General features: G+C 71.7%; 16 protein-coding genes. 10 read left to right on the top strand and 6 right to left on the bottom strand.

Annotated elements, in window-relative coordinates:
* Nucleotides 1-25: 25 nt before the first annotated feature.
* On the bottom strand, nt 26-3,145 hold the full coding sequence (locus FCH28_RS24660) for an alpha-mannosidase (RefSeq protein WP_136742334.1): 3,120 nt from the start codon (nt 3,143-3,145) through the stop codon (nt 26-28).
* A 325-nt stretch (nt 3,146-3,470) separates the two neighbouring features.
* Between FCH28_RS24660 and FCH28_RS24655 the strand changes: the two genes are divergently transcribed.
* Nucleotides 3,471-3,851, top strand: coding sequence for an ATP-binding protein (locus FCH28_RS24655; RefSeq protein WP_425471988.1), 381 nt, complete (start codon nt 3,471-3,473; stop codon nt 3,849-3,851).
* A 41-nt stretch (nt 3,852-3,892) separates the two neighbouring features.
* On the opposite strand, the gene FCH28_RS24650 is transcribed toward FCH28_RS24655, so the two are convergent.
* Both FCH28_RS24650 and FCH28_RS24645 read right to left on the bottom strand, forming a co-directional pair.
* Nucleotides 3,893-4,969, bottom strand: a complete 1,077-nt coding sequence (locus tag FCH28_RS24650; RefSeq protein ID WP_136742331.1) for a DUF2637 domain-containing protein — start codon at nt 4,967-4,969, stop codon at nt 3,893-3,895.
* Between the two features lie 193 nt (nt 4,970-5,162).
* Nucleotides 5,163-6,002 carry a (2Fe-2S)-binding protein gene (locus tag FCH28_RS24645; RefSeq protein ID WP_136742329.1) on the bottom strand — a complete coding sequence of 280 codons (840 nt, stop codon included), beginning with the start codon at nt 6,000-6,002 and terminating at the stop codon, nt 5,163-5,165.
* A 130-nt stretch (nt 6,003-6,132) separates the two neighbouring features.
* Between FCH28_RS24645 and FCH28_RS24640 the strand changes: the two genes are divergently transcribed.
* Complete coding sequence (locus tag FCH28_RS24640) at nt 6,133-6,927, top strand: GntR family transcriptional regulator (protein ID WP_136742327.1); 795 nt, start codon at nt 6,133-6,135, stop codon at nt 6,925-6,927.
* A 46-nt stretch (nt 6,928-6,973) separates the two neighbouring features.
* Here FCH28_RS24640 and FCH28_RS24635 read toward each other — a convergent pair whose 3' ends face one another.
* From FCH28_RS24635 to FCH28_RS24625, 3 genes are all read right to left on the bottom strand, one after another.
* The gene (locus tag FCH28_RS24635) at nt 6,974-7,849 is read right to left on the bottom strand and encodes a hypothetical protein (protein ID WP_136742325.1); all 876 of its coding nucleotides are present in this window, start codon (nt 7,847-7,849) and stop codon (nt 6,974-6,976) included.
* Nucleotides 7,850-8,491: 642 nt separating this feature from the next.
* Nucleotides 8,492-9,424: a hypothetical protein gene (locus FCH28_RS24630; protein WP_246103192.1), complete on the bottom strand. Its 933-nt coding sequence runs from the start codon at nt 9,422-9,424 to the stop codon at nt 8,492-8,494.
* A 335-nt stretch (nt 9,425-9,759) separates the two neighbouring features.
* A complete protein-coding gene (locus FCH28_RS24625; protein WP_136742323.1) occupies nt 9,760-11,424 on the bottom strand; it encodes a PucR family transcriptional regulator in 1,665 nt (554 codons plus the stop codon).
* Nucleotides 11,425-11,684: 260 nt separating this feature from the next.
* On the opposite strand from FCH28_RS24625, the gene FCH28_RS24620 reads away from it, so the two are divergent.
* The 8 genes from FCH28_RS24620 (at nt 11,685) to FCH28_RS24580 (ending at nt 22,617) form a co-directional block, all read left to right on the top strand.
* A complete protein-coding gene (locus FCH28_RS24620; protein ID WP_136742321.1) occupies nt 11,685-12,572 on the top strand; it encodes an FAD binding domain-containing protein in 888 nt (295 codons plus the stop codon).
* Nucleotides 12,563-13,147: a (2Fe-2S)-binding protein gene (locus FCH28_RS24615; protein ID WP_136742319.1), complete on the top strand. Its 585-nt coding sequence runs from the start codon at nt 12,563-12,565 to the stop codon at nt 13,145-13,147. Before FCH28_RS24620 ends, FCH28_RS24615 begins: the two co-directional genes overlap by 10 nt.
* Before the next feature lie 2 nt (nt 13,148-13,149).
* Nucleotides 13,150-15,555, top strand: coding sequence for a xanthine dehydrogenase subunit D (pucD, locus tag FCH28_RS24610; RefSeq protein WP_136742317.1), 2,406 nt, complete (start codon nt 13,150-13,152; stop codon nt 15,553-15,555).
* Between the two features lie 331 nt (nt 15,556-15,886).
* On the top strand, nt 15,887-17,350 hold the full coding sequence (locus FCH28_RS24600; RefSeq protein ID WP_136742314.1) for an NCS2 family permease: 1,464 nt from the start codon (nt 15,887-15,889) through the stop codon (nt 17,348-17,350).
* Between the two features lie 44 nt (nt 17,351-17,394).
* Nucleotides 17,395-18,588 carry an XdhC family protein gene (locus FCH28_RS24595; RefSeq protein ID WP_136742312.1) on the top strand — a complete coding sequence of 398 codons (1,194 nt, stop codon included), beginning with the start codon at nt 17,395-17,397 and terminating at the stop codon, nt 18,586-18,588.
* A gap of 656 nt (nt 18,589-19,244) precedes the next feature.
* Complete coding sequence (locus tag FCH28_RS24590; protein ID WP_136742310.1) at nt 19,245-20,006, top strand: MgtC/SapB family protein; 762 nt, start codon at nt 19,245-19,247, stop codon at nt 20,004-20,006.
* A 120-nt stretch (nt 20,007-20,126) separates the two neighbouring features.
* The gene (locus FCH28_RS24585; RefSeq protein WP_136742309.1) at nt 20,127-21,293 is read left to right on the top strand and encodes a winged helix DNA-binding domain-containing protein; all 1,167 of its coding nucleotides are present in this window, start codon (nt 20,127-20,129) and stop codon (nt 21,291-21,293) included.
* Nucleotides 21,294-21,324: 31 nt separating this feature from the next.
* Nucleotides 21,325-22,617, top strand: a complete 1,293-nt coding sequence (locus FCH28_RS24580; RefSeq protein ID WP_136742307.1) for a GNAT family N-acetyltransferase — start codon at nt 21,325-21,327, stop codon at nt 22,615-22,617.
* Nucleotides 22,618-22,629: the final 12 nt, after the last annotated feature.

Below are 22,629 nucleotides of genomic sequence, written 5' to 3'. Positions count from 1 at the left end.
AATGGGGATGTAGGGCGGACGCCGGTCAGGTGCCGGGCGGGTGCTGCGGGCGCAGCCGTAGCGTGAGGATCTGGAACGGGCGCAGCCGGACCGTCACGTCCGAGGTCGGTCCCGCCTCCTCGTCGTGCAGGGGGCGTTCCAACAGGTCGGTGACGGTGGCGTGTTCGACGGGGAAGCCGGGGGAGAGCGTGCCCGTGGCGCGTCCGCCGCGCGACTCGTAGAGCCGCACCACCACATCGCCGCTGCGGTCCTCGGCGAGCTTGACCGACTCGACGGTGATGGCCGGGTGGTCGACGCGCAGGAGAGGGGCGACCGGCGGTGCGGCGGCGGGCCTGAGGGGGAGGTTGAGCGCCAGGCCCTCGGCGACCGCGTCGCCGACCTCGGCCCCCGGCAGCAGTGCGTAGGTGAAGCGGTGCGGGCCCTGATCGGTCTCCGGATCAGGGCTGTGCGGGGCGCGCAGCAGCGTCAGCCGTACGGTCGTGCCCAGGCCCTCGGGGTGCGGGGTGCGGGTGACGTCATGGCCGTACGTCGAGTCGTTGAGCAGGGCGATTCCATAGCCGGGCTCGGCGACGCGCAGCCAGCGGTGTGCGCAGATCTCGAAGCGGGCCGCGTCCCAGCTGGTGTTGGCGTGCGTGGGGCGGTGGACATGGCCGAACTGCACCTCGGAGGTGGCCCGTTCGGCGTGCACATCGAGCGGGAAGGCGGCCTTGAGGACCTTCTCGGACTCGTGCCAGTCGATGTCGGTGGTGATGTCCAGCCGCCGCGAGCCCGCCCGCAGCGTCAGCTCCTGGACGATGCGGGAGGCGCCGAACGCCCTGGTCACCCGCACGGTGGCGGACAGCGGCCCGGACGCGACCGGCTCCACGGATTCGACGGCGGTGAGATCGGTGTGCCGGTTGCGGTAGTGCCGGTCGAGGTCCCAGGCGTCGTACTGGTTGGGGTGGTCGGGGTGCAGCTGCAGCAGATTGCCGCGCGCGCCCGGTGCCAGGGCCTCCCGTCCGGCGTGCAGATCGTGTACCGAGGACAGCAGTCCGTCGGCGTCGACGCGCACCCGCAGCAGGCCGTTGTCGAGCGTGCGGGTGTCGCCTTCGGACGTCATCCGCACGGGCGGGAGGACGGCGGAATCCGCGCGCGGCACCACGGCCGCCGCGCTCAGTGCGGGGACATGGACGGCGACGGCGGCACGCTCCGACCCCTGCCCCGACCCCTGCCCCGGCGTCTCGACGATCTCGTCCCGGTCGTACGGCGAGGCATTGAACACCGCCGGCAGCCCGCCGTCGGGCGCCGCCCCCAGCGCCCCGATCGCCCCCTCGACGATCGCGGTCAGCTCCGCCTCGACCGCCGCGTAGGTGTCCCGCGCCTCGCGGTGCACCCAGGCGATGGACGAGCCGGGCAGGATGTCGTGGAACTGATGCAGCAGGACGGTCTTCCAGAGGCGGTCGAGGGCGTCGTACGGATAGCTGTACCGGGCGCCGTCGCCCGCCCGCACCGCGGCCGTCGTGGCCCACAACTCCGCCTCCCGCAGCAGATGTTCACACCTCCGGTTGCCCTGCTTGGTCTTCGCCTGGGAGGTATAGGTACCGCGGTGGAACTCCAGATACAGCTCGCCCGACCAGACCGGTGCCGCCGCCCCGTACTCCTCGTGTGCGGCCTCGAAGAACCGGGCCGGCGGCTCGACCTCGACGCGCGGCGAGCCCTCCAGGGAGCGCAGCCGGCGGGCCCGCTCCAGCATCTCGCGGGTCGGGCCGCCCCCGCCGTCGCCCCAGCCGAACGGCACCAGGGAGCGGGTGGCGCGGCCCTTGTCGGCGAAGTTCCGTTCCGCGTGGGCGAGTTCACGGGCGTGGAACTGGGAGTTGTAGGTGTCGACCGGCGGGAAGTGGGTGAACACACGGGTGCCGTCGATGCCCTCCCACCAGAACGTGTGGTGCGGCATCCTGTCGGTCTGGTTCCAGGACAGCTTCTGGGTGAGGAACCACTTCGCCCCGGCCAGCCGCGCCAGCTGCGGGAACGCGGCGGTGTAGCCGAAGGAGTCCGGCAGCCAGATCTCCTCGGTCTCCACCCCCAGCTCCTCCAGGAAGAACCGCTTGCCGTGCACGATCTGCCGGGCCAGCGCCTCGCCGCCGGGCATGTTGGCGTCCGACTCCACCCACATCGAGCCGACCGGCGCCCAGTTCCCCGCCCGGACGGCCTCCTTGATCCGCTCCCAGATGTGCGGCTGGTGGTCCCGCACCCAGGCGTACTGCTGGGCCTGCGAGCAGGCGAACACCAACTCCGGGTATTCCTCGGCGAGTTGGGTGACATTGGCGAAGGTGCGGGACGCCTTGCGGACGGTCTCGCGCAGCGGCCACAGCCACGCGGAGTCGATATGCGCATGCCCGGCGGCCGAGACACGATGGGCGCTCGCGCTGGCCGGGCGGCTCAGTACGTCCGCCAGCTCGGCACGGGCGGCGGCGGCCGTGGCGCCCACGTCGTGCAGATCGAGCGCGTCCAGCATGTTCTCCAGGGCGCGCAGGATCTCGTGCCGGCGCGGGCGGTCCGCGGGCAGCTCGTACATCAGCTCCGACAGCACCTCGATGTCGAGGATCAGCTGCCAGACGGTCTCGTCGAGGACCGCGAGATCGGCGGACGCGAAGCGGTAGAGGGGCTGTCGCGGGGCGGTGCGTACGTCGCCGAGGTCGGTGGGGCGGAAGTCGCGCAGTACGGCGGGGTTCGCGGCCGCCTCCAGGAGCAGCCGCACCTCCTCGCCGCCGCGCGCCGGGGAGCCGACCGGGATGTGCCGGTTACGTGGGTGGATGCCCTTGAGCGGCACCCCGTCGGCGTCGTGGACCAGGCCCTCGGCCTGGAACCCGGGCCCGTCGCCGCTGAAACCGGGATCGATGACGGCCTCCACCCGGCGCCCGGCCCACTCCGGCGGCACTTCGCCGGCCAGCCGGAACCAGCTCGTCGACCACGGCGGCCCCCAGGCGTCACCGGCCGCGAACGGCTCATAGGTGGCCCGCAGCGCCTCCCGCACCGGCACCGGCTCGCCCGCCACATGCCAGACGGACAGCCGCAGCGGCACCCGCGCCGCGTACTGCGCGGGCCTGATGAACTGCCCCAGCGCCCGCTCCAGGCGCCCCTCCACCAGCAGTCGGTCGTCGTGCACGGCGGCTCCTCACGGTCGTTCGGGAGATGAGTCCCGGTCACTGTCGTACGGGACATGGGTCCGGCCGGGGTGTCCGGGGCGGTCACCGCAGGCATACCCAGCGGCGGCCGGATCGGCCCAGCAGGCACGCGGGCGGCGGAAGGGCCGAAGCATGGCGTCCGGTCCGATGGGCATGCTGAGCGTGAGGCCGTTCGACAGAGCGCCGATGGTTCGTTCGGGGGCGGGGGAGAGCATGCGTCAGCCTGTGCGGCGCGAGGAACGGGACAGAGGAGAGGCAGCGGGCGGGGGGAACCGGAGCGGGGGGCTCGTCGGGTGGCGTCCGCGGGTGCTGGAGCACAAGGTGCGGCCCGCCGATCTGAGGGCGGTCGGCGAGGTGCGGCGCGAGTTACGGCAGCTGCTGAGCCGCTGGCGGGAGCCGGCCGGCGAGGATCTCACGGAGATAGCGACGCTGCTGACCAGCGAGTTGGTCACCAATGCCCTGGTGCATGCGAAGGGCGGTGCCCTCGTCAGGGCCACGGTCACGGACCGGCTGCGGGTGGAGGTCAGGGACTTCGCCGCCCGGCGCCCCGAACCGCGCGCGGCGACCGCCGACGGAACGTCCGGCAGGGGGCTGATGCTGGTGTGCTCCTTGGCGGACGCGTGGGGCGTACGGTCCCACGCGGTCGGCAAGAGCGTGTGGTTCGAGCTGGGTGGCGGACCGGCCTGACGAGGCGTATGGGGGTGTGACGTCGGCGCGGTCCGCCGTTTTCAGCCGAATTGCCGCTCGATCGCGGCGAGTTTCTCCTCGAGCGAGTCCAGACGGGGGAGCGTCTGGGTGTCGTCCTCGGCCGTGAGGTCCACGGTCAGCCGGGGCTCGGCCGAGTAGGCGGCGGCGTGCTCAGCGCCGGACACGGCCTTGAGAGCCGGGCGTGAGCGCACCGGCAGTTCTCCTTCGGGCAGCGGTTCCCGTTCGACGGTTATGGCGGAGTCCGGGCCGGCCACTTCCGCGGCCCCCTGAGCCACCGTCAGCTGACGGCTGCCCCGGTTGATGCCCCAGGAGCGGTGCTGCCGGTTGATGGCCTTGATGCGAGCCCGGTCCAGCCTGCCCTGTTTGCGCCTTCGGTGCCGGCGCTGCGACTTCTCCCGGCGGTCCTCCCGGACCTCCTCGACGGCCTCGTCCAGCGTCCGTACGCCCTCCAGCAGCATCAGCGACCAGGCGGCGAACGTCTCGCGGGGAGCGCGCAGCCAGCGCACGACGCGGATCTGCGGCAGCGGCCGGGGCACCAGGCCCTGCTCGCGCAGCGCCGCCCGGCGGGTCTGCTTCAGCGCCCGGTCGAAGAGGACCGCGGCCGACAGCGACATACCGGCGAAGAACTGCGGCGCGCCCGCGTGGTCCAGGCCCCGGGGCGCGTGCACCCAGTTGAACCAGGCGGCGGCGCCCGCGAACGTCCACACCAGCATGCGCGAGCCGAGCGCCGCGTCTCCGTGGCTGGCCTCGCGCACGGCGAGGACGGAGCAGAACATCGCGGCGCCGTCGAGACCGAAGGGCACCAGATACTCCCAGCCGCCGGTGAGGCTGAGATTCTGTATGCCGAATCCGACCAGGCCGTGGAAGGAGAGCGCGGCGGCGACCGCCGCACAGCAGAACAGCAACACATAAGAGGCGGAGGCGAAGAGGGCCTCTTTGCGGCGGCGGCGTTCCTCGTTGCGTTCCCAGGAGTCCTCGCCGGAGGGCCGCGCGGACTCGCGCTTGCCGCGTAATACCAGGGCCACGGCCGCTGAGCCGCCGGCGATCACCAGGGCTGCCGGAACCAGCCAGTCCAGCGATATTTCGGTCATGATCATTCTTGGTCCCTTGCGTCGCGTAGGCGGTTTCGCGCGACATCCTGGCGGAGCGTGTGGCTCTGGCAGAGGGTTTCCCGGCAAGAGAACGCCAAGGGGGTGCAGGGGTGGCGGATATGTGACTGTCCTACCGAACTCCCTTGTGCAGGAGGCGGGTTGAGTTCGAATTAAGTCCCTCTAATGGGTTACGTGCCGGTCAGGTGGGGCCGGTGAGGCGCTTGATGCGGTCCGCGTCGCAGGTGCGCGGGCAGGTGACGCAGGTGTCCTCGGGGCGCAGCGTGTAGAACATGCAGCAACTGGCGCGGTCCCGGGTCGGCAACGCCTCGCCCTTCGGCCCGGTGAGCTCACGGAAGGCCGCGCTCCCCACGTACGGGGCGGTGGCGCCCGGCAGCAGCCGCTCCAGCTCGGCCACGGCGCGCGACTCCTCCCCGAGCAGATGGCCGAGGTACCACAAGCCCTCGACGATCTCGTCCGACGCCATGCCCCACAGCGCGCGCGGACCGCGCCGCATCCGGGTGCGGAAGCCGTCCAGCACGGGCCGCAGGTGCTCGGCGACCGCGTCCCGCACCTCGGCGCGCAGCGCCTCCTCGTCCGGTACCACCCGGGCGCCGGGCAGCGCGGCCGCCGGATCGTCCGGAAGGCACGCGAACGAGCGAACGCGGACGGCCATCCGGCCCAGTTCCCGCTGGAAGGAGACGTCCTGGACGGGCAGCCGCGGCACCCGGCGGTGCAGGAACCAGGGGATGGTGATCAGCAGGCAGGCCGGCCAGGCGTAACGATGCAGCGCGAAGCTCGCGACGACGTCGGGCCGGCCGCGCTGCCCGTACTCCCGCAGGATCTGGGCGTCGTCCCAGGCGAGAAAGGTGTCCAGGGTCTCACCGCCGGCCGCCAGACCGGCCGCGCACACCCAGCCGTCGCCGCTCGGCGGTGCCGCGTCCCACTCGGACACCTGCAGGCCGGGAAACACCTCGGAAAGCCGGGCATACGCGCCGGCGACGGCATCGGTGAGGGGCGGGGCGGCGAGGGCACGGGGCATGCGGGAGACCACCGAATCGCGATCGTTAGCAGGTAAGGCTTACCTTATCGGAAGACTTTACCCGGGCCCTCTCGGATTTGAACTGTCGCCCGCGCCACCTATGGTGCTGGGAACGTCAGAAGGAGCGGTCATGGAGCAGGGCACAACGGAACAGGACCCGCACACGCGGGCGTGGGTGCCCGCACCGGCCGGTCCCGCCATGCCGCACGGCGCACCCGTCGGCCACGAGCCCGCCGCGCCCCCGGCAGCCGCCAAGGCCGTGGGCCCGCCGCCGGCCATCCGGCAGCAGGCCCCACGTCCGCAGCGGCACTCCGTCCGCGGCCAGGTCCTCGCCGCCCTGCGCCACGCACTGGCCGACGGCGAGCTCACCCCGGGCGAGGTCTACTCCGCGCCCGCCCTCGCAGAGCGCTACGGCGTCTCCGCGACCCCCGTACGCGAGGCCATGCAGCAGCTGGCCTGCGAGGGCGCCGTCGAGGTCGTGCCCAACCGCGGCTTCCTGGTCTGCCGGCGCAGCTCCCGCGACCTCGCCGAGCTGGCCGAGGTGCGCGCCATGCTGGAGGTGCCCGCGATCATCCGGCTGGCCCGGACACTGCCGCCGGAGCGCTGGGAGGAGCTGCGCCCGCTCGCCGACGAGAGCGTCGCGGCCGCCGCGCACGGCGACCGCGCCGGCTACGCCGAGGCGGACCACGCCTTCCACCACGCACTCATCTCGCTCACCGGAAACCGGCAGCTGGCCGAGATCACCGACGATCTGCTGCGCCGCGCCCAGTGGCCGGCGGGCGGCGGCACCCGGCCGCGCACCGCCGACCTGCTGGCCGACGCCTCCGAGCACACCGCGCTGCTCGACGCCCTGGTCGCCCAGGAGTACGCGGTGGCCGAACGCATCGCGCGCGATCACCTCTGGACGGCCCGCCACCCGCACTGACCCCTCCCGGGCGCCACCGGACGGCCCCGGACGCGGCGGCCCCGGCTCAGCCGGGCAGCAGCTCCGTCAGCGGCAGCGCCGCGACATCGGCGGCGGGCCGGGACAGATACAGCTCCGCGTGGTAGAAGCCGTCCGACTCCTTGCCCGCGGTGGACAGACCACGCGCGGCCAGCGCCGCGAACGCCGCCCGCCGCTCGTCTCCGTCGGCGAACCGCCGCTGCCGGAACGTCCTGGTGGTGAGCTTCTCCGTGACCAGGCCCGCGCGGGCGAGCAGCGCCGAGACCGGCTGGTAGGACACCGTCCGCAGCACGAACGCGGCGACCCAGGGCGGCTCCGCCATGCAGTCGAAGAGCCGGCCGAAGGTCCGCTCGGTGATGTAGCCGACGCCGCCCGTGACGGTGATGAGGTCGGTGCCGGCCAGCGCCTGGCGCAGCGCCGGGCTGGGCTCGTCGAACTCCAGGTTCTCCGCGAAGCCGCGCTCCAGCAGACCGATCCGCTGCGCGTAGTCGACCGCGTTCTCCGCCGCGTCCAGACCTATGACACGCGCCGCTTCGGGAAGTCGCCGGGTGGCGAAGAACGTACTGTCCTCGCGGGCCAGCTCATGCGTCGGTGGCACGGTGAGGCTGTGCCCCGCGTACCGGCGGTAGAGATCGTTGAGGTCCAGCCGGCAGTTGAGCAGCGCGGCGTTGACCCCGTATGAGCAGCAGAGGTCGACGACGTTGAGTGGCGTACGGTCCGGCCGCCGTCGTCGCAGCACCTCGGCCACGGCACGGAACACCGCTTGGCCGTGGTGCGGAATCTGATAGTCCAGGGGTTGCAGAGTGGTGAAGTACCGACGGGGATCAGGGCAGTTGTAGATCGCCTCGAAATCTGCCTTGCCCCAGTCGTTTCCAGCGGTGGTGTTGATCGCTCCTGCTGCCACGGATGGGCCTCCTGAAAGGCTGCCAGAGGGTAGGGAGTCAGCTGGTCCCGGACCAGCATCCAGGCCCCGGCACCGCCTTACAGTGCGACTTGCGGCCATTCTCGGGGCGCATGGGGCACGGTGTGGCGCACCGGTCCCGCGTCATTCCCCGATCTTCTCACCTCGCGGTTCACCCCGCTCGTCGTCGCGAGGCGGAGGCGGCAGGGTCCGGGCAGGTGGGGACCGGTGGCGTCCGGATACCGGCTGATGGGGTCGCTGCCAGCGACCGTCCGACGGGCCGCCGGATCCGACTCCGGCGACCCGCCCCCGTCGCCGCCGCGTCCCGGCCGAACCGCGCACCGTTGCGTATGAATTCGGCCAATCGGTGCCGGGAACGGCATGGCCGACGACGAGGGCTTGACGGGACGGGCTCGGATCTTTGTTCGCGACCCCTACACCCTTCCTGCGTGATCTTTACCGTGTTCCTTCGCACCCCCTACAAGACCCGGACGCACCGCCCGGCGCGGTCCTTGGCGGGCGGGTCGATGAGCACCGGGTGACGGTCCACCGGATGACGCCAATCGGGTGACATCCACTGGGCGGTGCGAGCTGCCCGTACACGCCGACGGGTGCCCGCCGCGTGGACCGTCCGACGTGCGCTCGCTACGAGTCCACCGGATCCGGCGGGAGATGCTCCGCCAGCCAGGTGGGCACCCCGCCCATGAGGCGAAACAGCCGGGCGGCCTCGGTGCGCAGCCGGTGCGCCTCGGCATCCGGGGCGGCGTCCGCCAGCGCCGCGAGCGCCGGTGCCGTACCGACCAGGAATCCCAGCTCCTCGCGGATCCGCAGCGACTCGGAGAAACCGTGCCGGGCCTCCGCCAACTCGCCGTCGCGCAGGGCGAGTCCGGCCAGATGACGCCAGGTGAAGGACAGCAGCAGAGTGTCGCCCTGGACGGTGGCGCCCGCGTGCGCGCGCCGGTAGGCGGCGCGCGCGGAGTCCGGGCTGTCGGCGACATGCTCGGCCATCAGCCCGCGCCGGAAGTCCAGCAGCGGACGCCCCGCCGCCGTCGGGGCGAGCAGCGCGGCGGCCCGGCCGAGCGCCGAGCGCGCCTCGTCGGCCCGGTCGCGTACGCCCAGGACCGTGGCGGCGTACGCCAGATGGCCCCGTTCGCAGGCCGCGCCGCCCCGCTCGTCGTCGTCGCTCGCGAGCGCCTCGGCGCCGCGCAGCGCGTCCTCGGCCTCGGCCCATCCGGTTGCCGTGAACATGCAGCGCTCCACCAGGAGGGCCGCCCGGCGCAGCGCGGAGGGGGCGTGATGGACGGAGTGCGGTTCCAGCAGCGCGGCTGCGTCGTTCCAGCAGCCGCGGGATCGCAGCCGCCAAACGGCACGGTCGAGGGGATCGTCCCCGTGGACGTTCCTCTCGACCGTTTCGAGCGTTCTGACTGCCGGTACCCCTGGTGCGGATGCCGGCCCCGGCACCCACCTGCGATCTGACACCGGGTCCGATACCGGGTCCGACACCGGGTTCGATCCCGATTCCGCGGACCTAACGGAGTCCGCGGAATCCGCGGACCCTGACATGGCGGTATCCGCCACATTGCCCTCCCCGAGCGCGCCATTGAGCTGGAACTGGATGCAGTGGGCGAATCTCAGCACGAATTCCGTAGTGCGGCCAAGGGGGTGGGTGAATGATTTCACAATCGCCAACAGGGGGCCTGCACACGGCGGAACGGCCCTGATCGGCCCCGCTGCGGCACGGCCCGCCCGCCGTACGCCGGAACGCCGTTGACGCGATGACGCCCAAACGAGTTACCCCGAATGGCGGTTTCGGTCCGTCGGGTCCTCACCCGGTCCGCGGGTCGGTGCCGGCTCTTGTTCCCTCCGCGGGCACAAGACCCGGACCCCGCTGTTGGAGGGATCCAACAGCGGGCTCAGCTCATCCGCAGCGCCAGGAAGAAGTCGAGCTTGTCCTCCAGGCGGGACAGATCGCGGCTGGTGAGCTGCTCGATACGGCCCACGCGGTAACGGAGCGTGTTCACGTGCAGGTGGAGGCGGGTGGCGCAGCGGGTCCAGGAGCCGTCGCAGTCCAGGAACGCCTCCAGCGTCGGGATCAGCTCGGCGCGGTGCCTGCGGTCGTAGTCGCGCAGCGGGTCCAGGAGACGGGCGGTGAAGGCGCGGCGGACGTCGTCCGGGACGAAGGGCAGCAGCAGGACGTGCGAGGCGAGCTCCTCGTGACCGGCCGCGCAGACCCGGCCGGGGCGGGCGGCGGCGACCCGGCGGGCGTGCCGGGCCTCCTCCAGAGCGCCGCGCAGCCCCTCCGCCGAATGCACGGAGGCGCTGACGCCGACCGTCAGCCGGCCGTCGCCGTCCAGGCCGCGGCCCAGCGGGGCCTGGATGGCGGTGAGCAGATCGTCGGCGTGCAGGCCGGCCACCGCGGGCTCCCCGGACTCGTCGGGGACGGCGGGCAGCGGCACCAGCGCCACCGCCTCGTCGCCGGTGTGCGCCACGGCGATCCGGTCGGACGGTTCCGGGCCGAACGTGCCGGGGTCGACCAGCACCTCCTCCAGGAGGGACTGCGCCACCGGGCCGCCGGCCACGTCGCCGCCCTCCCACTCGACCCGGGCCACCACGATCTGCCAGTGCGGGGCGGTGCCCAGACCGGGCAGCAGCACTGGGGCCGCCACCCGCAGACGGGCCGCGATCTCGGCGGGCGGCGCGCCGGTCTGTACGAGCTCCAGCACCTCCTGGGCGAGCCGCCGGCGCACCGTACGCGCGGCATCGCGCCGGTCGCGTTCGACCGCGATCAGCTGGGTGACGCCGTTCAGCAGGTCGAGGCGCTCCTCCGACCAGTCGCCGGCGTCCGCCTCGACGGCCAGCAGCCAGTCCGAGAGCAGCGTCTCGCGCAGATCACGGCCGTCGTAGCGGATCGGGAAGAGGGAGTAGGTGGCATTGGCCAGGGTCACGCGGTGGGGGCCGCGGCGGCCCGTACGGGCGGCGGCCAGGTGCTCGCCCGCGAGCCGGGCCGCCAGCTCGCCGGGCAGCTCGGGCCCGGAGCCGGCCAGCGTCGAGCCGGCGATCTGCCGTCCGGTGGGGGAGAGCACCCAGGCCCGTAGGTCCAGGTCGGAGCCGAGCAGGTCCAGGACGACCTCCGGGCCGCCGCCGGCGGGCCCCGACGTCATCAGCCGCCGGTGCCGGTCCACCACGGCGGCCAGGTCACCGGCCCGCTCGCTGGAGACCTGGCGGACGACATGCTCGGTGATGGACGCGAACGAGACGTCCTCGTCGACCGAGAACAGCGGCAGCCGGTGGCGGGAGCACGCCTGCACCAGGTCGTCGGGGATGGCGCCCAGCTCCGCCTCGCCGGCCGCGAGCCCGGCGACGCCGGCGGAGGCCAGGATGCGGACGAACCGCTCGGAGTCCTCCGGCTCGCGCCGCCAGGCCAGGCCGGTCAGCACCAGCTCGCCGCCGGACAGATATCGGCTGGGGTCGCGCAGGTCGGTGGTCATCACGCCGCGTACGGTGCGGTCCAGCTCTTCCTCGCCCCCGAGGAGCCGCAGGCCGAGGGTGTTCGTTTCCAGGAGTGCGCGGAGCCGCATGTCCTCGCCCGCCGATCTTTGCTGTCTGGTGTTGCCGGTGGAATGCCGCGAGGTTTCGGGACCTCGTCTTTCGTTCGAATCTACAAGACGGGGGCCTTGGCCAGCCAACCGCTTCATGGTTTCGGTGACTGCACCGGGTGGGCTGTGGGCGCGTTCACTAAGCCCAACCGCGTTAACAAGACATGAACGGCTCGATGGCGACAAGGACCCGAGGTCCTCACCATGAGCAGCGAACGACCGATTCGTAGAAGAGGCCACCCATGGACTTCCTTCGCCCCGCCAGCTGGGAGGAGGCGCTCGCCGCTAAGGCCGAGCACCCCACCGCTGTGCCCATCGCGGGCGGCACGGATGTGATGGTCGAGATCAACTTCGACCACCGCCGCCCCGAGTACCTGCTCGACCTGAACCGTATCGGTGACCTGAGCGAGTGGGAGGTCGGGGAGAAGACCGTTCGCCTGGGCGCCTCCGTTTCCTACACCAAGATCATGGAGAACCTGCGGACCGAGCTGCCTGGCCTGGCACTCGCCTCGCACACCGTCGCCTCCCCGCAGATCCGCAACCGCGGCGGCGTCGGCGGCAACCTCGGCACCGCCTCCCCGGCCGGCGACGCGCACCCCGCGCTGCTCTCCTCGGGCTGCGAGGTCGAGGTCGAGTCGGTGCGCGGCGTCCGCATGATCCCGATCGACGACTTCTACGTCGGCGTCAAGCGCAACGCGATGGAGCCCGACGAGCTGATCCGCGCGGTGCACCTGCCCAAGGCGGACGGCCCGCAGCAGTTCTCCAAGGTCGGCACCCGCAACGCCATGGTCATCGCGGTGTGCGCGTTCGGCATCGCGCTGCACCCCGAGACCCGGACCGTACGCACCGGCATCGGCTCCGCCGCGCCCACCCCCGTACGGGCCCGCGAGGCCGAGGACTTCCTCACCGCGGCACTGGAGGAGGGCGGCTTCTGGGAGTCCGGCGCCCCCATCCCGCCGTCCGTCGCGAAGCAGTTCGCGCAGCTGGCCTCCGGTGCCTGCAACCCGATCGACGATGTGCGCGGCAGCGCCAAGTACCGCCGGCACGCCGTCGGCATCATGGCGCGCCGCACCCTCGGCTGGACCTGGGAGTCCTACCGCGGCAATGAGAGGAGCGCACAGTGCGCGTGAACTTCACCGTCAACGGCCGCGAGCAGCAGGCCGACGACGTCTGGGAAGGCGAGAGCCTGCTGTACGTCCTCCGCGAGCGGATGGGCCTGCCGGGCTCGAAGAACGCCTGTGAGCAGGGCGAATGCGGTTCCTGCACGGTCCGTCTCGACGGTGTGCCGGTCTGCTCCTGCCTGGTCGCGGCCGGCCAGGTCGAGGGCCGTGACGTGGTGACCGTCGAGGGCCTGGCGGACTACGCCAAGCAGCGCGCCGAGCACGGCGGCTGCGGCACCGGCGCCTGTGGCACGAGCCTGGACGCCGCCAAGCAGTGGGAAGCGCGGCCGGCCGACTCGCAGACCGGCGAGGGCACCCAACTCTCGCCGATCCAGCAGGCGTTCATCGACGCGGGCGCCGTCCAGTGCGGCTTCTGCACCCCGGGTCTCCTGGTCGCAGCCGACGAGCTCCTGGAGCGCAACAGCGAGCCGTCGGACGCCGACATCCGCGAGGCGCTCTCCGGCAACCTCTGCCGCTGCACCGGTTACGAGAAGATCCTCGACGCGGTCCGCCTGGCTGCGGCCCGCGAGGGAGAGGCGGTCTGATCATGGCTGGCACCACTGCACCTTCCCCCGCGGGGGTCCCCACCAACGTCACCCAGGGTTCGCAGACCAAGGGCGGCATCGGCGAGTCGACGCTGCGCCCCGACGGCACCCTGAAGGTCACCGGCGAGTTCGCCTACTCCTCGGACATGTGGCACGAGGACATGCTGTGGGGGCAGACGCTGCGCTCCACCGTCGCGCATGCCGAGATCGTGTCCATCGACACCTCCGAGGCCCTGGCCATGGCCGGCGTCTACGCGGTCCTGACCTACGACGACCTCCCGGCCGAGGTGAAGAACTACGGCCTGGAGATCCAGGACACCCCGGTCCTGGCGCACGGCAAGGTCCGCCACCACGGTGAGCCGGTCGCCCTCGTGGCCGCCGACCACCCGGAGACCGCGCGCCGCGCCGCCGCCAAGATCAAGATCGAGTACAAGGAGCTGCCCCTCATCACCGATGAGGCCTCGGCGACCGCTCCCGACGCCGTACTCGTGCACGAGGGCCGCGACGACCACCACATCGGCCATGTCCCGCACCCCAACATCGTGCACCGCCAGCCGATCATCCGCGGCGACGCCGACGAGGCCGCCAAGAAGGCCGATGTCATCGTCAAGGGCGAGTACACCTTCGGCATGCAGGACCAGGCCTTCCTCGGCCCGGAGTCCGGCCTCGCCGTACCGGGCGAGGACGGCGGCGTCGACCTGTACGTGGCCACCCAGTGGCTGCACTCGGACCTCAAGCAGATCGCCCCGGTCCTCGGCCTGCCCGAGGAGAAGGTGCGCATGACGCTCTCCGGCGTCGGCGGTGCCTTCGGCGGCCGCGAGGACATCTCGATGCAGATCCACGCGTGCCTGCTGGCGCTGCGCACCGGCAAGCCCGTCAAGATCGTCTACAACCGGTTCGAGTCCTTCTTCGGACACGTCCACCGGCACCCGGCGAAGCTCTACTACGAGCACGGCGCCACCAAGGACGGCAAGCTCACGCACATGAAGTGCAAGATCGTCCTGGACGGCGGCGCCTACGCGTCCGCCTCCCCGGCGGTCGTCGGCAACGCCTCGTCCCTGTCGGTCGGCCCGTACGTCGTCGACGACGTCGACATCGAGGCGATCGCCCTCTACACCAACAACCCGCCGTGCGGCGCGATGCGCGGCTTCGGCGCGGTCCAGGCGTGCTTCGCCTACGAGGCGCAGATGGACAAGCTGGCCGACAAGCTGGGCCTGGACCGGGTCGAGTTCCGTCAGCTCAACGCGATGGAGCAGGGCACGATCATGCCGACCGGGCAGCCGGTCGACTCCCCGGCCCCGGTCGCGGAGATCCTGCGCCGCGTCAAGTCCCGCCCGCTGCCGCCCGAGCGCCAGTGGGAGGTCGCCGACGGCGACGCCGACGTGCGCGAGCTGCCCGGCGGCCTGTCCAACACCACGCACGGCGAGGGCGTCGTCCGCGGCGTCGGCTACGCGGTCGGCATCAAGAACGTCGGCTTCTCCGAGGGCTTCGACGACTACTCCACCGCCAAGGTGCGCATCGAGGTCATCAACGGCGAGCCCGTCGCGACCGTGCACACCGCGATGGCGGAGGTCGGCCAGGGCGGTGTCACCGTCCATGCGCAGATCGCCCGCACCGAGCTCGGCGTGCAGCAGGTGACCATCCACCCCGCCGACACCCAGGTGGGCTCGGCCGGTTCGACCTCCGCGTCCCGCCAGACGTACGTCACCGGCGGCGCCGTCAAGAACTCCTGCGAACTGGTCCGGGAGAAGGTCCTGGAGATCGGCCGCAGGAAGTTCGGCTCCTACCACCCGGCGTGGGCCACGGCCGAACTCCTCCTGGAGGGCGGCAAGGTCGTCACCGACGGCGGCGAGGTCCTCACCACGATCGCCGAGGTCCTGGAGGACGAGGCCGTCGAGATCGAGGCCGAGTGGCGCCACCGCCCGACCGACGCCTTCGACCTGGTGACGGGTCAGGGCAACGGCCATGTCCAGTACTCGTTCGCCGCGCACCGCGCGGTCGTCGAGGTGGACACCGAACTCGGCCTGGTCAAGGTCATCGAGCTGTCCTGCGCCCAGGACGTCGGCAAGGCCCTCAACCCGCTCTCCGTCGTCGGCCAGATCCAGGGTGGTACCACCCAGGGCCTGGGCGTGGCGGTCATGGAAGAGATCATCGTCGACCCCAAGACGGCGAAGGTCCGCAACCCGTCCTTCACGGACTATCTGATTCCCACGATTCTCGACACCCCGACCATCCCGGTCGATGTGCTCGAACTCGCCGACGACCACGCTCCCTACGGGCTGCGCGGCATCGGTGAGGCGCCGACCCTCTCGTCCACTCCGGCCGTCCTCGCGGCGATCCGGAACGCGACCGGGCTGGAGCTCAACAAGACGCCGGTACGCCCCGAGCACCTCACCGGCACCAGCTGAACAACCGAATCCTCCGGGGGCCCCGCGGCCCCCGGACCCCGACCTCCGGGCGGTGCGTGTCTAGGGGTGTCCCTGTCCGTCCTCCTCCGCGTACCGCCCGGAGCCCACGTAGTGACCAGCAACACCGCTCAACACAGCAACACCGCTCAACAAGAGAACACCGCTCAAAGCAACACCGTGTAACACAGCAACACCGCAGTCGCTGCTCGGCGTACCACGTTGGCAGTACCCACGTTCGTCTCGGGCCGTCCCCCGGGTCGTGCAGCCGAAGTTCCATCCCAAATCTCGCACTTGATGCGGGTGTCCCATTGAACCTTGGGAGTCAGGCACCATGACCCAGCAGTCCACAGAGCCGAAGACCACGGCGGAAGACGCGGGCGAGGGCACGCGTCAGCCCGCCGGCCGGTCTTGGCTCGACCGGTACTTCCACATCACCGACAGAGGATCAACGGTCGCGCGCGAGGTGCGCGGCGGCATCACCACCTTCATGGCGATGGCCTACATCCTCCTCCTCAACCCCATCCTTCTGGGCGGGCCGGACGCCAGCGGTCAGACGCTGAGCCCGACCGCAGTCATCACCGCGACAGCATTCGCCGCCGCCTTCACCACCCTCCTGATGGGTTTCGTGGGCAAGGTACCGCTGGCTCTGGCGGCCGGACTCAACGTCTCGGCGGCCCTGGCCGGACAGGTCATCAAGGACCTGACCTGGCCGCAGGCCATGGGTCTGTGCGTCATGTACGGCGTCGTGATCATGCTTCTGGTGCTCACCGGGCTCCGCGAGCTGATCATGAACGCCATCCCGCTTCCGCTGAAGCACGGCATCACCATGGGCATCGGCATGTTCGTCGCCCTGATCGGCCTGGTGAAGGCGGGCTTCGTCGGCAAGGGACCGGAGCACGGTCCCCCGGTCACGCTGGGCGTCGACGGTGTGCTCCAGGGCTGGCCCGTGCTGTTCTTCGCCATCACCCTGCTGCTCATCTTCATGCTCCAGGCCCGTAAGGTCCCCGGCGCGATCCTCATCGGCATCGTCGTCGGCACGGTCCTCGCCGTGGTGGCCAACGCCGCCGGCGTCACGAACGTGAAGGACTGGGGCGGCGTCGCCCCGGCACTGCCCGGCAACCCGGTGTCCACCCCGGACTTCAGCCTCTTCGGCAATGTCGAGTTCGGCGGCTGGGAGGAGATCGGCGCCCTGGGTGTGGGCATGCTCGTCTTCACCCTGGTGCTGGCCGGCTTCTTCGACGCCATGGCCACGATCATCGGCGTCGGCACCGAGGCCAAGCTGGCCGACTCCCAGGGCCGGATGCCCGGCCTGAGCAAGGCCCTGCTCATCGACGGTGCGGGCGGTGCGGTCGGCGGTGTCGCCGGCGCCTCCGGCCAGACCGTCTTCATCGAGTCCGCGACCGGTGTCGGCGAGGGCGCCCGTACGGGCCTGTCCAGCGTCGTCACGGGTGGGTTCTTCGCACTGTGCCTGTTCTTCACCCCGGTGACGCAGATCGTTCCTGGCCCGGTGGCCTCCGCCGCCCTCGTCGTCATCGGCGCGATGATGATGAGCGCGGCCAGCCACGTGGACTGGCGCGACCGTTCGGTGGCCATCCCGGTCTTCCTGACCGTCGGCCTGATGCCGTTCACCTACTCCATCACCGCAGGTGTCGGTGCGGGCGTCATCGCCTACACCGCCATCAAGGCGGCGCAGGGCAAGTGGCGAGATGTCGGTGGCTTCATGTGGGTGCTGACCGCCATCTTCGCCGTCTACTTCGCCCTGCATCCGATCGAGCAGCTGCTGGGCGTCAGGTAACCGCCCAGCCCGCTCCACCATCCGTAGCCGCAAAGGAGACCGACATGCTGGACATCGCCGAAGAGCTGAACCGGTGGGTCGAGCAGGGACGCGACTTCGCGGTGGCCACCGTGGTGGCCACCAACGGGAGCGCGCCCCGCCAGCCCGGAGCCGCCCTCGCCGTCGACACCGACGGCACGGCGATCGGGTCGGTCTCCGGAGGCTGCGTGGAGGGAGCGGTCTACGAGCTGTGTCAGGAGGCGCTGGAGACCGGTGAACCGGTCCTGGAGCGCTTCGGCTACAGCGACGAGGACGCCTTCGCCGTAGGCCTGACCTGCGGCGGAATCATCGACATCCTCGTCACCCCGGTACGGACGAGCACCCCCGGATCCGCCCGCGACAGCGGATCCGCGGGGGACCCGGTGGACAGCACCGCCGACACGCTCGCCGCCGCGCTGGCCGCTGCCGCCCGTGGGGAGGCGGCGGCGGTCGCCCGGATCATCGACGGGCCCGCCGAACTCCTCGGCCGTGCCCTCCTCGTCCGCCTCGACGGCAGCCACACCGGCACCCTCGGCGGACACCCCGCCCTCGACCACACCGCCGTCGAGCAGACCCGCGCCCTGCTGGACGCCGGGCGCACCACCACCATCGAGATCGGCGCGGACGGCTCCCGGTGCGGCCAGCCGGTCGTCCTCCTCGTCGAATCCTCAGTGCCCGCGCCCCGGATGATCGTCTTCGGCGCCATCGACTTCGCGTCCGCCCTGGTCAGGGTCGGCAAATTCCTCAACTACCACGTCACCGTCTGCGACGCCCGGCCCGTCTTCGCCACCCGGACCCGCTTCCCCGACGCGGACGACATCGTCGTCGACTGGCCCCACCGCTACCTGGACTCCCAGGACCTCGACTCCCGCACCGTCCTCTGTGTCCTCACCCACGACGCCAAGTTCGACGTCCCGCTGCTGGAGCGGGCATTGAAGCTTCCCGTCGCCTACGTGGGCGCCATGGGGTCCCGCCGCACCCACCTGGACCGCCTCCAGCGCCTCCGCGACGTGGGCCTGACCGAACTCGAACTCAACCGCCTGCGCTCGCCGATCGGCCTCGACCTGGGGGCGCGCACCCCCGAGGAGACGGCGCTGTCGATCGCTGCGGAAATCGTCGCCAACCGGCGCGGCGGCACCGGCGTACCGCTGACCGGGGCGCACACCCCGATCCACCACGACGGCGGACGCACGGTGGGCAGGATCGGCTCGGTGGCCTGAGAGATCGTCCACGAAGCAGCGCGAAGCCCGTACCCCCTCCCCAGGAGTACGGGCTTCGCCTCGCGGCGCGGCGGAAAGGCGCGGCCGCGGCCTCCGTTCCGATAACACCGGTTAGCCGGAGCGGAGTTGAGTCAAGTATGCCGCACCGGAGCGGGCCACGGGCGAACGGCCGGAGTGACGGCCATAACAGAGGCTTATGGCGGCCTTATGGCGTTCTCCATGGCCGGCCGACCGCGGCCCCATAGCGGCCTTTGATGCAGGCTTGACCAAGAGGATGACGGGGCGCAGTGGGAGATATGGCACGATGGGGCGCTGAGGCATTCCTCTGAGTGGGTGCCTGGATATGTCCGCGCGAGCGAGGAGGTGATCGGGATGAGTCCCGAAGGAAGTCCTCGCAGCTGCGTGACAGTGGTAGTCACCCTCTGCTGACTGTTGCTCCTGCGCGCGTATTCCTACGCGTTCATCTGGGATTTCAGGGCCGTTGCCCTAGGGCGTCGCTCTCCTTGAGTGCTGCCCTTGCTCAGCGCCGCATTCAGTGCCGCATTCGGCGCTGCCCTTTTCCAGAGGTGCCCCCTTTCCAGCTTTCACCGGCCTGAGAAATGCGCTGTTCCGGTTCATGTATGAGCCCGACAAAAGGCCGCGGAGGAGAGTGAATCATGATCAACCAATGGCAGCTGGCCGCCAATATCGCCGTCGGACTCGGCTTCGGAGCCTGTATCGGACTGGAGCGCCAATGGCGCGCCCGGATGGCGGGACTGCGTACCAACGCCCTGGTCGCGGCCGGCTCGTCGCTCTTCGTGCTGCTCTCGCAGTACGGCTTCGCGGCCGCGACCAGCAGCACCGGCTACGACGGCTCGCGGGTCGCCGCGCAGATCGTCTCCGGCATCGGCTTCCTCGGCGCCGGCGTCATCATGCGGGACGGCCTCAGCGTGCGGGGCCTCAACACCGCGGCCACCCTGTGGTGTTCGGCCGCCGTCGGCGCGCTGGCCGGCACCGGTCTGTACGTGGTCGCCGCGCTGGGCACCGCCGGTGTGGTCGGCGCGAACCTGGTGCTGCGGCCGCTCGGCCGGCGGCTGGACCGGGAGCCGAGCGGCGGTGCCGAGGTCGGCACCGACTACCACTTCGAGGCGGTGTGCGCCGAGTCCGAAGAGGTACACATCCGGGCGCTGGTCGTGCAGGCCGTCACCCGGCCCGGCTTCCGGCTGCGGTCGGTGCACAGCCGGTACGCGCAGACCGCGGGCAAGGTGACGGTGGCCGCCGAGCTGACCATCGACCGCCGCGACGACAGCCTCCTCGAAGAGGCCGTGAGCCGGCTCTCGCTGGAGCCCGCGGTCTCGGCGGTGAGCTGGACGGTCATCGGCAACGAGGACGTCGAGGACGGTCAGGAGTGGTCCACGGAATCACGCGCGCATGCCTGACCCGCGCATGCCTGACCTGCGTATGCCTGACCTGCGTATGCCTGACCTGCGTATGCCTGACCCGTGCCACGCGGCCCTTGCGGACGTGACCTGTCCGCAAGGGCCCGTACCGTCGTCCCCATGACGCAGCGCCCCGCTCCCGTACTCACCGCCCGCGCCCTCGGCCGGGCCACCCTGGAACGCCAACTCCTGCTCCGCCGCAGCGAGCTGCCGGTGCTCGACGCGGTGGAGTGGCTGCTCGGGCTCCAGGCCCAGTCGCCACGCCCGCCGTACCACGCACTCGCCGCACGGCTCGCCGGATTCCGCCCGGAGGAGCTGTCCGGTCTGCTGGAGGCCCGGCAGGCCGTACGCATCTCCCTGATGCGCTCCACCATCCACCTGGTGAGCGCCCGGGACGCCCGGCTGCTGCGGCCGCTCACCCAGCCCGTGCACGACCGCGTGCTGCACGGCAACTTCGCCAAACAGCTGGTCGGCGTCGATCTCGACCGGCTCGCGACGGTCGCCCGTGCGCTCGTCGACGAACGCCCGCTGACGTTCAAGGAGCTGGGCGAACGCCTCCAGGAGGAGTGGCCTGAGCACGACCGCCAGCCGCTGGCGCTGGCCGCCCGCCAGCTGCTGCCGCTGGTGCAGGTCACCCCGCGCGCGCTCTGGGACCGCGCCGGGCAGGCCGCGCACACCACACTCGACACCTGGCTGGCGCGGGACCAGACGCCCCGGCAGGAACCGCAGGAACCGCAGGAACCGCAGGAGCCGTCGGACGCGCTCGCCGCCGTCCTGCTGCGCTATCTGGCCGCGTTCGGGCCGGCCTCCGTCAAGGACATGCAGACCTGGTGCGGGCTGACCCGGCTGCGCGAGGTCGTCGACCCCCTCCGGCCGCGCCTGCGCACCTTCCGGGACGAGAACGGCGTGGAGCTCTTCGACCTCCCCGACGCGCCGCTGCCGGACCCGGACACCGAGGCGCCGGTCCGGTTCCTGCCGGAGTACGACAACGTCGCGCTGTCGCACGCCGACCGCTCCCGGATCATCGCGCCCGAGTGGCAGGGACGCACCTGGGGCCCCAACGCCGGCTACCGGGCGTTTCTCGTGGACGGCGGCATCCGCGGGCTGTGGTCCCTCGACACGGGCGGCGGCACCGCGCGGCTGACCGTCGAACCCTTCACTCCGCTGACCCGCACCGAGCGCACCGCGCTGGAGGACGAGGCTGCCGGAGTGCTGCGGATGACGGACCCCGACGCCGGGCACGACATCCGCTACGGCCAGGTCGCCCCGCGGCGGAAAACCGGATGACGGCCGGCGGAGGGCGGGTTAGCGTCCCGAGGTGACCTTGGACATCCGGGACGTACCCGAGGCCGATCTCGATCGGGCCCTCGACCTCAGCTACCTCGCCTTCCATCTCAGCCCCGGCGAGAAGCGGCGCAACCGCCATCGCGAACTGCTGCGGCGCTGCACCCGCATCGGGGTCTATGACGGCGGACAGCTCGCCGGACTGGCGGCCGCCCACCTCCTCACCCTCTCCCTTCCGGGCGGCCAACTCCCTTGCGCCGCAGTGGACTTCGTCTCCGTCGCGCCCACGCACCGCCGCCGCGGCGTACTGTCCTCGATGATGGCCGAGCTGTGGCGCCGCTGCGCCGCCGACGGACAGCCGCTGTCCTGCCTCTGGCCGTCCGAGAGCGCCATCTACGGCCGCTACGGCTATGCCCCGGCCACCGAGACGTACCGCATCGAGATCGACTCCGCGCGCCCGCTCGCGCTGCGTGTCGCCCCCGACGAGCGGCCGCTGCGGCTGATCGACCCGGCCGACGCACCCGCCGTACTCGGGCCGCTCTTCGACGCCACGCTGGCCGACCGCGCCGGCCGGTTCACCCGCGACGAGGCCTGGTGGCGCCAGGAGGTGCTGAACCTCGACGGCGCCCGCGAGAGCGGCAGCGGGTCGCAGCCTCCCGGCCCGCCGCGCGTGGTGGTGCTGGGCGAGCCCGGCGAGCCCCCGGCCGGCTACGCCCTCTACCGTGCCGACGGCAACGGCGCCGGCACGGTGACGGTCGACGAGCTGGAGGCCGAATCCGCGCCGGCCGCCGCAGCCCTGTGGGCCTACCTCGCCTCGATCGACCTGACGACGACCGTACGCGTCCAGGCCCGCCCCGCGGACGACCCGCTGCTCTACATCGCCGCCGATCGCGACCAGGTGCGGGTCACCCGGCAGGAAATCGACCTGTGGGTCCGGCTCGTGGACGTCCACGCGGCACTGACCGCCCGCTCCTGGGCGGCCCCGGTCGATGTGGTCCTCGACCTGCGCGACACATCCGTTCCGGCCAACGCGGGACGGTTCCGCCTGACGGTCGGGGACGGGGAGCGTGCGGGGGCCGGAGCTGCGTCCGGGGCTACGTCCGGAGCTGCGTCCGGAGCTGCGTCCGGGGCGACCTGGAAGCCCACCGACGATGCGGCCGACATCTCCCTGGACGTAAGGGAGTTGGGCGCCTGCTACCTCGGCGGCACCCGCCTGCGGCACCTCGTACGAGCCGGCCTGGCCACCGAACACACCCCGGGCGCCGTCCGCCGCCTGGAGGCCGCCCTGGAGACGGAGTGGCTGCCGTTCACCGGGGAGAACTACTGAGCGGCGGAGGCG

It is taken from the genome of Streptomyces piniterrae, from assembly GCF_005048155.1.
In the GTDB taxonomy this organism is placed as follows: Bacteria; Actinomycetota; Actinomycetes; order Streptomycetales; family Streptomycetaceae; genus Streptomyces; species Streptomyces piniterrae.
This window is presented reverse-complemented; position numbering and strand designations above follow the sequence as displayed.